At 48.7% G+C, this 12,990-nt stretch carries 10 protein-coding genes; 8 read left to right on the top strand and 2 right to left on the bottom strand.

The window, feature by feature from the left end; all coding sequences use genetic code 11:
- The first annotated feature begins 11 nt into the window (after positions 1 to 11).
- From ACSHX2_RS12975 to asnS, 8 genes are all read left to right on the top strand, one after another.
- Entirely contained in the window at positions 12 to 971 is a 960-nt protein-coding gene (locus ACSHX2_RS12975; protein ID WP_435693375.1) for a homoserine kinase, read from the top strand.
- Positions 972 to 1,021: 50 nt separating this feature from the next.
- Positions 1,022 to 2,311, top strand: coding sequence for a threonine synthase (gene thrC / locus ACSHX2_RS12970; protein WP_435693374.1), 1,290 nt, complete (start codon positions 1,022 to 1,024; stop codon positions 2,309 to 2,311).
- A 198-nt stretch (positions 2,312 to 2,509) separates the two neighbouring features.
- Positions 2,510 to 3,379, top strand: coding sequence for a phosphoenolpyruvate hydrolase family protein (locus ACSHX2_RS12965; RefSeq protein ID WP_435693373.1), 870 nt, complete (start codon positions 2,510 to 2,512; stop codon positions 3,377 to 3,379).
- A 20-nt stretch (positions 3,380 to 3,399) separates the two neighbouring features.
- Positions 3,400 to 3,720: a Dabb family protein gene (locus ACSHX2_RS12960; protein WP_435693372.1), complete on the top strand. Its 321-nt coding sequence runs from the start codon at positions 3,400 to 3,402 to the stop codon at positions 3,718 to 3,720.
- Positions 3,721 to 3,807: 87 nt separating this feature from the next.
- Positions 3,808 to 5,013, top strand: a complete 1,206-nt coding sequence (locus ACSHX2_RS12955) for a Tm-1-like ATP-binding domain-containing protein (protein WP_435693371.1) — start codon at positions 3,808 to 3,810, stop codon at positions 5,011 to 5,013.
- A gap of 112 nt (positions 5,014 to 5,125) precedes the next feature.
- Positions 5,126 to 8,278, top strand: a complete 3,153-nt coding sequence (locus ACSHX2_RS12950) for a PVC-type heme-binding CxxCH protein (protein WP_435693370.1) — start codon at positions 5,126 to 5,128, stop codon at positions 8,276 to 8,278.
- Between the two features lie 104 nt (positions 8,279 to 8,382).
- On the top strand, positions 8,383 to 9,750 hold the full coding sequence (locus ACSHX2_RS12945; RefSeq protein ID WP_435693369.1) for an arylsulfatase: 1,368 nt from the start codon (positions 8,383 to 8,385) through the stop codon (positions 9,748 to 9,750).
- Between the two features lie 92 nt (positions 9,751 to 9,842).
- The gene (asnS, locus tag ACSHX2_RS12940) at positions 9,843 to 11,198 is read left to right on the top strand and encodes an asparagine--tRNA ligase (protein WP_435693368.1); all 1,356 of its coding nucleotides are present in this window, start codon (positions 9,843 to 9,845) and stop codon (positions 11,196 to 11,198) included.
- 15 nt (positions 11,199 to 11,213) lie between these two features.
- On the opposite strand, the gene ACSHX2_RS12935 is transcribed toward asnS, so the two are convergent.
- A complete protein-coding gene (locus ACSHX2_RS12935) occupies positions 11,214 to 11,630 on the bottom strand; it encodes a DUF2721 domain-containing protein (protein ID WP_435693367.1) in 417 nt (138 codons plus the stop codon).
- A gap of 576 nt (positions 11,631 to 12,206) precedes the next feature.
- Positions 12,207 to 12,980 carry an imidazole glycerol phosphate synthase subunit HisF gene (gene hisF, locus ACSHX2_RS12930; protein ID WP_435693366.1) on the bottom strand — a complete coding sequence of 258 codons (774 nt, stop codon included), beginning with the start codon at positions 12,978 to 12,980 and terminating at the stop codon, positions 12,207 to 12,209.
- Positions 12,981 to 12,990: the final 10 nt, after the last annotated feature.

Here is a 12,990-nt window from a genome sequence, read left to right as displayed (position 1 = left end):
ATTTCTCTGCTATGAGCGGCGGCACTATGGTAACAGAAGAACCTAAAGAAGTCCGCGTTTTCGCACCAGCTACAGTCGCAAACGTAGCATGTGGATATGACGTCCTTGGCTTCGCCATCGATGCCCCTGGTGACGAAGTCGTAGTCAGATTTTCCGATAAGCCAGGTCTCCGAATTACCAATATAACTGGAGACAGCGGCAAATTACCAAAAACTGTCGAAGGTAACACAGCTGGTGTCGCAGCTCTCGACTTACTCCGTCACCTCGGTCTCACTGACAAAGGCATTGAAATGGAGATCCATAAAAAAATGCCCTTCGGCTCAGGCCTAGGATCTTCTGCAGCTTCCGCAGTGGCTGGCGTTTACGCCGTCAACATACTGCTTGGCGAACCACTCACTAAAAAACAACTTCTGCCATTCGCAATGACTGGTGAAGCAAGCGCCGATGGAGCCTACCACGCCGACAACGTCGGCCCATCTCTGCTAGGTGGCATTACTTTCATTCGTTCAAACGAAGAACTCGACATCACACAACTCCCAGTCCCAGAAAACCTCTGGGCTGCAGTGGTTCACCCTGATATCGAAATCCTCACCAAAGTAGCACGCGACATTCTTCCCAAGGAAATTCCTATCAGTACTGCGACTCAGCAAATGGGGAACCTCGGAGGCTTCATCTGTGGACTCTATAACAACGATCTTGGACTCGTTGGTCGCTCACTTCACGATGTGATCGCTGAACCACACCGCCAGAAGCTCATCCCTGAATTTTACAAAGCCAAGCAAGAAGCCCTCTCCCACGGTGCTCTCGGTTTCTCTATCTCAGGTGCAGGCCCATCCGTTTTCGCTCTCTGTGAAGGCGAAGAAAACGCGAACAAGGTCGCAGCCTCCATTTCAAAAGTCTTCACGGACAATAACTTTGGCAACCAAATCCACGTCTCTAGAATCAACACTCAAGGCGTACACGTCATCTAGTCTCAGATCATTTCTGAATTCAAATTTTTCAATCATAGATCCTACTTCCCATGCAATTTTACTCTACTAACAATAAAGAGCTCCGTGTTGATCTAAAAGAAGCGGTGATCCGCTCACTTCCAGCCGACAATGGTCTCTACATGCCTGAAACCATCACTCCCCTTCCAGCTTCTTTCTGGGCAAAATGGCGTGAAATGTCACTTCCTGAACTAGGCTTTCATGTCGCTAAGCAAATCCTCGGTGACAGCATTCCTGAAGACGCACTCCGCGATATTGTAAATCAAGCTATCTCATTCGATGCTCCAGTCGTAAAGATCGCTGACCACACTCACGTGCTCGAGCTTTTCCACGGACCGACTCTCGCATTCAAAGACTTCGGCGCTCGCTTCATGGCTCGCACCATGGCTTACCTAAATAGAGATGATGACAGCATGCTTACAGTGCTTGTGGCTACTTCCGGTGACACTGGTGGTGCAGTCGCCTCCGCGTTCCATAATGTAGAAGGCACACGCGTAATCATTCTCTACCCTAAAGGTGGCGTTTCTGATCTACAGGAAAAGCAACTCACTACCCTCGGTGGCAACATCACAGCTCTGGAAGTCGAAGGTAGCTTCGATGATTGCCAAGCGATGGTGAAAGCTAACTTCCTAGACCGTGATCTCATGGAGAAGTACAACCTCACCAGTGCAAACTCGATCAACATCTCACGCCTCATCCCACAGACATTCTATTACTTCGATGCTGCGCGCCAGCTAGAAGAAGGCAAAGAACCTGTTTTCGTGATTCCATCTGGAAACTTCGGCAATCTTACCGCAGGCCTCCTAGCACAAAAGCTTGGCCTACCTGTTCGCCACTGGGTCGCAGCAACAAACATCAACGACACAGTTCCGCGCTACCTCGCAGACGGAAACTACGAGCCACTCCCATCTAGCCCAACAATCTCCAATGCAATGGATGTAGGTGCTCCATCTAACTTCGCACGTATGAAGGACCTCTTCTGCGATGACTGGGAAGCCATGCGCGAAAATATCTCCGGTCTAGCATTTGACGATGAGGAGACACGCCAAACTATCAGGGAAGTCAAAGAATACACAGGCTACACTATTGACCCACATGGCGCAGTTGGTGTCCTAGCAGCAGAAGCTTGGCACCAGGCCTCACCCGATGACGAGTGCATCATTCTTGAAACTGCTCACCCGTCTAAGTTCCTTCCAACTATGGAAGAAGAACTAGGTAAAGGCAGCGTAGAAATTCCTGAGCGCCTCGCCTGTCTCGCAGATTTACCAAAGGAAGCACACAAGGTCACCAATGACCCAAAAGAGATTCTGAAATTCCTTTAATTCACCCGAATTAATCAACTATTCAGCAAAAGCTCAGAGTGTCTCGCTCTGAGCTTTTCTTATTATTATCCACGAGCTCATTCGACGAAGTGGATTCCACATAGCTTGTTGTGGTACACTTTTCCTTTTCAGATCGATGAATCAAGCTTAGGAAAGGTGTCATACACATTTTAAATTTACGACAAACATAAGAATCATATGCCAAATCCATGGACAGGGGTAGGAAACCCATACACACGCGCTGAAGTTATTGAACGATTCAATAACACACTCTCAAGAGGTGAATCTCTCATCGTAGCCGGTGCTGGCACTGGCATCTCCGCCAAATTCATTGAAAAAGGTGGTGCTGACATGATCATCATTTACGCATCCGGCCGCTTCCGCATGGCTGGTGCTGGCTCTATCGCAGGCATGATGGCCTACGGTGATGCTAACGCTATCGCCATGGACATTGGTGAGCACGAAGTACTCCCAGTAGTACAAGAAATCCCCGTCATCTGTGGCGTTCACGCATCTGACCCACGTCGCCGCATGTGGCATTGGCTTCAGCAGGTGAAGGACATGGGCTTCTCTGGGATCAATAACTTCCCGACTCACACCATCGTCGATGGTCAGTTTGGTCAATCTATCGAAGAAACAGGCATGGGCGTTCAGAAAGAGATCGATACCGTAGCTCTCGCAAACAAGATGGACATTTTCTCCATCACTTACGTTGCAACCCCTGAAGAAGCTAAGAAAATGGCTGAAGCAGGCGCTGATGCAGTGATCGCACACGTAGGCTGTACTGTCGGTGGATCTATCGGAGTTAGCGATGCGTCCCTTGGCCTCGAACAAGCAGCTCAGGCTACCCAAGCTATCTGTGAAGCCGTTCACTCAGTGAATAAGAACACCTTCGTCCTTTCCCACGGTGGACCCATCGTAGGACCTGCAGAAGCGGCCTATGTCAATGAACACACTGACACCGTTGGTTTCGTTGGAGCGTCCTCCATCGAACGTCTCGCTGTTGAGCAGTCCATCACCGACCTCACACGTGAGTTCAAGTCCATCCCTGTAAAACGCATCAAGTAATTCTATACTATTCTAACGATATGATCAGACACTTAGGAGTATTCCAGTTTAAGCCCGAAATCACCGAAGACGAGATCAAGCATTGCTTCGCAGAACTCTGCACAATGGTTGGCCAAGTTCCAGGACTGCTCAAAGTTGAGCACGGCCCTCACCAGTCCGATGAAGGACTCGATGATGGATTCACCCACGCATTCTGCATGACATTTGATTCATTCGAATCACGCGACGCCTACCTTCCTCACCCAGTGCACCAAGAGCGCGTAGCTCTTATTTCACCTAAGCTCGAACGCCTCGTCGTTCTCGACTTTGAAGTGAAAAGCGAAAACACAAAATCGCTTTAAGCTATTCATTTCAAAAGCCTCACATGATTCCCATGTGGGGCTTTTTCTTTTTACTAAACATCTAAATAAACCTAACAACCTTACTCTATGAATATCGCAGTAGTTGGAACACTCGATTCTAAAGGCCACGAACACGCATTCGTAGCTGAGCAAATCAAAGCAAAAGGCCACACGCCAATCCTCATTGACCTCGGTACGGGTTCAGATCCACAAGTCACACCAGACTTTACCCGCTTTCAAGTTGCTGCAGCTAACAGCACAGACCTTCAGGCTCTCATCGACCGCCAAGACCGTGGCGAATGCGTCGTAGCTATGTCGAAGGCTGCACCCGTTTTCATCTCTCAACTCGTGGCTGATGGAAAGATCGACGGCATCATATCACTCGGCGGTGGCGGAGGTACAGCGCTTGGCACCTCAGTCATGCGCGAGCTTCCTATTGGCTTTCCAAAGGTGATGGTCTCCACTCTCGCGAGCGGCAATACTGCTCACTATGTAGGCACTAAGGACATTGTGATGATACCATCTATCGTCGACGTCGCAGGGCTCAACCGTATTTCTAAAACCATTTTCAGACAAGCAGCAGGAGCGATCTGCGGCATGGTTGACTCAAGTCAGCAAGACGAAGAAGAATCCAAGCCACTCATCGTTGCTAGCATGTTCGGTAATACCACTGACTGCATCAACCACGCTGCTAAAGTCCTCGAAAACGCGGGTTATGAGGTTCTCATTTTCCACGCCACAGGAATGGGCGGAAAGACCATGGAAAGCCTCATCGAAAGCGGCATGGTCGCTGGCGTGCTCGATCTCACGACCACTGAGTGGGCTGACGAACTCCTCGGTGCCACACTTTCTGCTGGCCCCACGCGCATGGACGCGATGACTAAGGCTAAGATTCCTGCCGTTATCGCACCAGGTTGCCTCGATATGGCGAACTACGGCGAGCGCGAAACACTGCCAGCAAAATTCGAAGGCCGTACTATTTATATCCATAACCCACAGGTCACTCTCCTGCGCACCAATGCAGAGGAATGCGCGCAGCTAGGTAAAATTATCGCTGAAAAAGCCAATGCCAACAGCGCACCAACAGCTATCTTAAACCCTCTAAAAACAGTGAGCATCATTTCAGCGAAAGGCCAACCCTTCTATGATCCAGCAGCGGATAAGGCATTATTCGATGCCATTCATGCCAATGCCACAGTCGAAGTCATCGACTACGACGAAGAGATCAACAGCACAGTCTTCGCCGAAGCCGCCGCCAGTAAGCTCCTAGAGCTAATCAAGGCAGCGAATTAGAGCCTCGCTCAAAATGTGTATTTCACATATGCTCTTGTTCATTACCCGCTGCTAAGAATCCTTTATTTCTCACGTAACATCAGAGAAGCTTCTTCATTCATCACACTCACCCATGAAATTTTTCACACCCATACTCGGTCTTTCTTTAGTTCTGCAGCTCAGTCTAGAAGCGAAGAAAATGCAATCCGGCCGCACCGAAGCCTATTCACCAGAGCAAGAGCTCGCTGGCTTTGAACTCCAAAAAGGCTTCGTCATCGAACTCGTGGCATCTGAAAAAGATGGCGTGATCAATCCGATCCACATTTCCTTCGATGATGCCGGCCGCATGTGGACTCAGACAGCCCGCATGTACCCGATGGATCCCACCAAGAACATCAAGTGGACTCAGCTCATGAAACTCCTGGATGACCCCAAGGCTCAGGATAAACAAGCAGATTTCAAGCGCATCAAAGACTTGTATGAAGGTAAAGTAAAAGGCACTGACGAGATCCTCGTCCTCTCAGATCTTTACTCTGGTAAAAAAGCATCAGTAGACACCTTTGCTGATGGCCTCGCTATCCCGCAATCCGTCATGCCTTACCGCAATGGCGTCTTCGTCGCTCAAGGTTCAGAATTTTTCTACCTACAGGACACCGATAACGATGGAAAATCTGACAAGCGTACCCCAGTCGTTACAGGCTTCGGCTTCACCGACACCCACACCATGGCACACTGTCTCGAGCGCGGCCCTGGCGGATGGCTTCATTTCAGTCAAGGCGCCCTCAATAAAGGCAAGATCACAGCAGTCAACTCAGGCGATAGCATCCGCATGGATTTCTCAAAAAATGCGAAAGTATCCCTCGACGGTAAAAAGATCGAACTCATCAACTCCGGCCTCCAAAACATCTGGGGCTACACCATTCAGGCCAATGGCCAATGGTTTGGTACAGAAGCCAATGACCTCGGCTGGTCGGTTGTTCCTATGGAAGAGCAAACTGGCTACAAGGGCATAGGCAATGAAAGTCTCCGTCCATACCAGCCATGGATGCCGGCACTCCACGATTTCCGCGTCGGCGGCACTGGCATCTCAGGCCTCGCGTTCTCGGAAGACGGAACCTCTGGCTTCCCTGCGAAATGGAAAGACGTCGCCATCATGGCTGACCCTATCACCTCCGAGCTCGTCTGTGTTCGCATCAAGCGCCAGGCTGATGGTTCGATCGATGCTGAGCTACTTGAACCACTGCTCAAATCCGAAGACGACTGGTTCCGTCCTGTGCATCTCAAATTTGGCCCAGATGGTTGCCTCTACGTGGTCGATTGGTACAACAAAATCGTCTCACATAACGAACTGCCAACCACCCACCCGGACCGCGATAAGTCACACGGCCGCATTTGGAGAATTCGCCACGAATCCCAGAAACCGCAGCAGATCCCTAACCTCATCACTACTGCCACAGACAAACTCGTCGATCACCTAAAATCCCCGATTCTCTGGGAGAAACGTGCAGCGTGGCATCAGATTGCTGACCGCCCAATCGAGCAAACTCAATCACTTGCTCCAGCGCTTGTTCAACTCGCTTCTGACACTTCAGCAGACCTCACCACACGCATCCTCGCCGTTTGGTCGCTGGAAGACATTCAGCACTTCGATGAAGCGCTCGTCACCTCACTCCTCCAGTCAGACCAAGACGAACTCGTGCGTGAAACCATCCGCTCACTCGCGAATCACAATCTCGGTGCTGCGAAAACAGCAGAGCTGCTCAATGGCTTCGAAGTAAGTGACAACGCCATGATCCGTTCGCAAACTCTGCGTACCCTCAGTGACATCAATGCAGCTAACCAAGCAACCATCAAAATCCTCGTTAATGCCTGTAAAGAAGACCTTCCAGGCTTCGAACTAGGTGGTGCGTACGAACGCAAGTTTGAGCGATTCCTCGCTCGCAAAGCACTCGAACAATATCCTGTAGAACTCGAGGCATTCCTTGCGACTCCAGAAGGAGCTTCTATTTCACCAACCAACCTCCTCTGGGCGACGCAAGCTCTACCAGATGGCGGCCAAGAAGCATTCCTTGCGATTTGGGAAAATATCAAAGCTAACCCGATCGACGACTCCACCTTCGTCGTCCTTGCTAGCTTTGCGAATAAGAAAAATATCGCAGCGACGATCAAGCCGATGTTCGCCGACCCAGCTAACGCTGAAAAGTTCGTCGACCTGTCACTTGCTAACTTGCAGCAAGTCCAATCAGAGAGTTTCAACGCACTGATCAGCCTATCGATCGATAATTTGCTCAATTCCTCAGAGCCAAAACAGCAGATCAAAGCCCTCGATGCCATTGCAACTTTAAGAGCCACGGCCTCCACGCCAAAAGCTGCCGAACTATTCCAGCAAAGCTCTGACACTGCTGTCAAACTCGCAGCCCTCAAGGCGCTCGACATTAACCGCGACGCTTACATCCCACTCTTCGAGTCTGTCCTTGCAGACAAGAAGCTCTCCTTCGATTTCACCAAACAAGCGATCTACTCCCTCAGCCGCTCAGCCAAGGCCCCAGTTCGCGCCAAAAATGCGGCAGCCGTAACTGCGCTACTTAAAGAAAACCCAGGGCGAAAACTCGATATCATCAACACCCTAGGAAAGTCTGAGCAAGGTCTTCTTCTGCTCTCAGAGCTCGTCAAGACGGGAGTTCTTAGTAACGATGACATCGATTTTTCCACAGCGGACAGAATGGTCGACGCTCTTAAACAAGTGAGAAAGAGAAGACAGATCCCACATCCAGTGGCGACTCGTATTTTTGAGGCAGCAGAAGCAAAACAGCTCGCCGCTAGCGAAAAAGCCAAGGCGCGTATTCCTGGTCTCATTCAGAAAGCTGAAGCACAAGGTGGCAACCCCGCTGCTGGCAAAGCGATCTTCACTGGCATGTGCCTCAGCTGCCACGTAGTCGGCACCGAAGGTGCTGGCATCGGTCCAGCACTCGATGGTTCAGCCCAGCGTGAACCAGAAGCTCTGCTCACAGCTCTCTTTCTCCCAGATGAAGCAGCTGAAGGCGCCTACGTCCTCTTCCGAGTCACAGAGAAAGACGGCACCATCCACGAAGGCATGAAGATGAAATCTGACACTTCTGGCGTCACCGTTGGTTTCCAAGGAGGCGGCACCGTGTTCATCCCACGTAAATATGTCCGCAAAGAAGAGTTCGCTGGCTCGCGCTCCTTCATGCCATCCGGCTTATTCGACATGCTTCCTGACAACGTCATCGAAGACATAATGGCGCACATCCGCACTCTGAACTAAACTACTCAGATAGAAATAAATGTATTTAAGAGGCGCCTTCACACAGGCGCCTCTTTTTTGTGTGCAACAATCAGCTTCTACACGACGTACAATTTCATAGTTTCATGATTTCAAAATATATAATCCTCACTCTCAGCCTTTGCTTGCCAGCACTAGCAGCAGAGCAACCCAATATTATTTACATCATTGCCGACGACCTCGGCTACGCCGACATATCTTGCTACGGACAAAAACGTATCAATACACCAAACATAGACAAACTGGCCGCTGATGGAATCCGCTTCACCACACACTATTCAGGAAGCACGGTGTGCGCTCCTTCCCGTTGCTCTCTGATGACCGGTGAAGACCAAGGCCACGCAACTATTCGTGGCAATGGAGAATACGAACTCACTGCAAAAGATTACACGATCGCTCATGCGCTCAAGAAAGCTGGCTACCGTAATGGTATGGTTGGAAAATCCTGCGTCAACGGCAACACGCAAAACACAGAGGCTCCTTTCACAGCTGGGTTTGACTATTTTTACGGAGTCCTCTCTCACAAAGACGCTCATCGCCAGTATCCATTTTTTGTCTATGAAAACCAAGAGAAGATCAAACTCGAAGGAAACAAAGGTCAAAAAGGTGGAACCCATTACAGCACCGACATTTACACCGAAAAAGCGATCGAATTTATCGAACGTGAAAAAGAAAACCCCTTCTTCCTCTTGCTCTCCTTCAGTGTCCCACATGCCGACATCATTGTTCCTGAAGACACTCTCAATCCACTGTTAGAAAAATTTCCAAACGGAAAAAAAGTTCCTTCGAAAGGAAATGGCTACTCTGGCTCACCTAATATCCAAGCAAGTTACGCAGGCATGATCCAGCGTATGGATCAGAAAATTGGTGAACTTGTTTCTAAACTTGATGAACTTGGTCTCAGCGAAAACACAATCATTAGCTTCACCTCTGACAACGGTCCCTCTGTCGAAGGTGGCTACCACACTGATATGTTCGACTCAAATGGAGTCTATCGTGGCACAAAGCGAGACATGTACGAAGGAGGCATCCGCGTCCCTTTCATAGTCAAGTGGCCGGCTAAAATCACAGCGAACACTACTTCAGACCATATTTGCGCATTCTGGGATGTGCTCCCTACTCTCTCAGAAATTGTAGAAATAGACGCTCCTCAAGACATTCAAGGAATTTCATTTCTCCCCACACTTCTAGGGGAAGGCGAACAAAAGAAACATAAGTCACTCTACTGGGAATTCCACGAACGAGGCGGCAGAATCGCTCTCCGCCAAGGCGATTGGAAAATCGTTAAATATGAAGCCAAAAGCAACAAAGGACAATGGGAACTCTATAATCTTAAAGACGACCAATCCGAAAAGAAGGATCTCGCAAAAAACCACCCAGAGATACTCAGCGAAATGGTGAAAGCCGCCAATCAAGCACACGCTAAAAGCTCTGTTGCCAAATGGAATTTTTAGAAATTGGGGATTAACTCAAATAGACAACATTCTACCTAACAAGATATGACAGCATGCTTGATTTCACACTAGTAGCTGCTAGTTATTCCACTATGCGCACACTCATTAAGCACGCACTTCACAGCGCCCACCCACAGGACTCTATCACCGTCAAAGGCTGGGTCCGCACGCGGAGAGATTCTAAAGAATTTTCCTTCATCGAGCTTAATGATGGATCCTGTCTCGCGAACCTCCAGTGCATTGCCGATGCCGACATCATTGGATATGCTGACATCCAAAAAATGAGCACTGGTGCAGCCATTGGAATCACCGGTAAACTCATCGAATCTCAGGGAAAAGGACAGAATTGGGAAATCCAAGCCACAGCACTAGAACTCATCGGTGAAGCTCCCTCAGACTTCCCCCTACAGAAAAAGGGTCACACACCAGAGTTCCTCCGTTCCATTTCTCACCTCCGGCCACGAGCAAACCTCTACGGCGCAGTCTTTCGTATGCGTTCACGTTTATCTAACGCAGTTCACAGATTCTTTGATGAGCGTGACTTCACCCTCGTCCACACACCCATCATTACCTCTTCAGATTGTGAAGGAGCTGGCGAAATGTTCCGTGTCACCACCCAAGAAAACAGCTCTAAACCAGAAGAGGACTTCTTTGGGAAAAACACCTACCTAACTGTTTCCGGTCAGCTCGAGGGTGAAGCTTTCGCTACAGCACTCTCTAACATTTACACCTTCGGCCCAACTTTTCGTGCAGAGAACTCTCATACCACTCGCCACGCTTCTGAGTTCTGGATGATCGAACCTGAAATGGCATTCTGTGATCTTGAAGGTGACATGGATCTTGCTGAAGAATTCGTGAAATACCTAGTTCAAGATGCTCTAGAGAACAACGAAGGCGATCTAGATATCTTCTGCAAGTTTGTCGACAAAGAACTCCGCCAGCGTCTCGAGTTCGTCGCAGAGCGACCTTTCCAGCGAGTTTCCTATACCGAAGCGGTAGAAATCCTCCAAGCTTCTGGCCAACAATTTGAGTACCCTGTCGAGTGGGGAGTGAACCTCCAGTCTGAGCACGAGCGCTACCTCACTGAAGAACACTTTAAATGCCCAACGACTGTCTATAACTATCCAAAGTCAGTGAAGCCATTTTACATGCGTACCAATGACGATGGAAAAACTGTTACCGCTATGGACCTCCTAGTTCCAGGCATCGGTGAAATTATCGGAGGAGCGCAACGCGAAGAGCGTCTCGATGTGTTAGAGGCAAATATGGAAGAGCACGGCCTCAATAAAGAGGATTACTGGTGGTACCTCGACCTACGTAAATACGGCAGCTGCCCACATGCTGGTTTCGGACTAGGATTCGAGCGTATGCTTATGTTCATCACTGGTATGAAAAACATCCGTGATGTGATCCCTTTCGCCCGCACTCCCGGACACTGCGAGTTCTAGCACATTGGTATCATCTCACTTGTGTAGAGAAGAAGGCTTACCAGTCTCATCTAGCAAGATATTCAGAGCCCCACCCGACACACTAGCCTCGCGGACCAAGGCACAGAGCGACACCGCCATTAATAGAAGGGCAATCGTGAAAAAAATGGTTCCTAGTATCACTAAATCAAAAAGCATGGAGCCCATTGATATTACGCAGAGGAATAGGCTCAACGCGCCACTTACCTGCATCCAGCGAATCAGCTTTAGACGATGCCTTAGGTTCGTGATTTGAGCCAACAAAGCCGAATCACAATGCTCCGGCGTATTGATCCAGTCTGTGTGTAATTTACGTATCAATGACGAAAGCGCCAAAAAGCGATTCGTGTAGCTCAGAAAGAGTAAGCTCACTGCAGGGAAGAGCAGAGCTGGTGTAGATAGGTCTATCGTCATTGTTAGATGCTATTGTTATAGTTCTCCCTATTTCATAGCACAACCTAGCTACGCATCTTCTATATAAAATTTATAGCAAGTTTGTTCAAAGGAAACTAATTGACCATAACTTTAAATTTATGGTAGTGTAACTATTGTCGTTTAAAAAATTCCTCAAGATACCCCTATGTCTATTATAATTACCACTCGGTGGGTTAATAACGTTGGTGGCACCTCTTGTTCCTCTGCTAGTATAAATTGGAAGAAGCATTGGATCAAATATGGTAACCAAGTTTGGCCCCATTATTGCTCAGTTTTAGGTTGTAACAACCAAGCTTCAAAAGCCTCTCATTTACATAACCCTCAATATGAATCTGATCAAGTCGTCCCTCTTTGCTCACATCATGCTTGTGACCCAAAACCTCTAACACTTACATTAGGCTGCACACCTGTCTCCATAAAAAGAGAAGACTGCATTAACCAACAAGCATAAACACTCACATTAAATTTATACAGATTTTTGGAATTCTTCGGGGGGAGAATTTCAAACCAAGAGAGTCTCACTACCTTAGTAGTGGGGCTCTTCCATATAATCGACTAATGATAAAGTGACTTAGGGCGCACAGGAATGTTGCGCTCCGCGAAGTAATCCTTTGCTTCGCCAACCGTGTGCTGACCGAAGTGGAAAATACTTGCCGCAAGAACGGCGTCAGCCTTTCCCTCTTCTAACACATCAACCATGTGTTGGAGGCTACCTGCTCCACCACTAGCAATCACTGGAATCCCCACTGCTTCACTCACAGCAGAGGTAAGCTCAATATCGTATCCATCCTTTGTACCGTCTGCATCCATACTAGTGAGAAGGATTTCACCAGCGCCACGGTTATAAACTTCTTTAGCCCATTCCACTGCATCAATCCCCATAGGCTTGCGACCACCGTGAGTATAAATACCCCACTTTCCTGGACCTTCTTTTTTCGCATCAATCGCACAAACAATGCACTGACTACCAAAGGCAGTTGCGCCTTCATCGATAAGCTGAGGATTAATGATGGCGGCAGTATTCACGCCGACTTTATCTGCACCAGCCAAAAGCATTTCACGCATATCTTCGACCTTGCGAATTCCACCACCCACTGTGAGAGGAATAAAACAATGCTCTGCGGTGCGACGTACCACATCCACCATTGTGTCACGGCCATCTGACGATGCCGTAATATCAAGAAAAACGAGTTCATCAGCTTCTTGTGCGTTGTACGCTATCGCACACTCCACTGGGTCACCAGCATCACGAAGGTCGACAAAATTTGTTCCCTTAACCACGCGACCATTCGTCACATCCAAACAAGGTATAATCCGCTTAGCGAGCATGCGCCGACTT

Origin of the sequence: Rubritalea sp., assembly GCF_051252225.1 — a bacterium.
Classification (GTDB): domain Bacteria; phylum Verrucomicrobiota; class Verrucomicrobiia; order Verrucomicrobiales; family Akkermansiaceae; genus Rubritalea.
The sequence above is the reverse complement of the archived record's forward strand: the minus strand, read 5'-3'. Positions and strand labels throughout refer to the sequence as shown.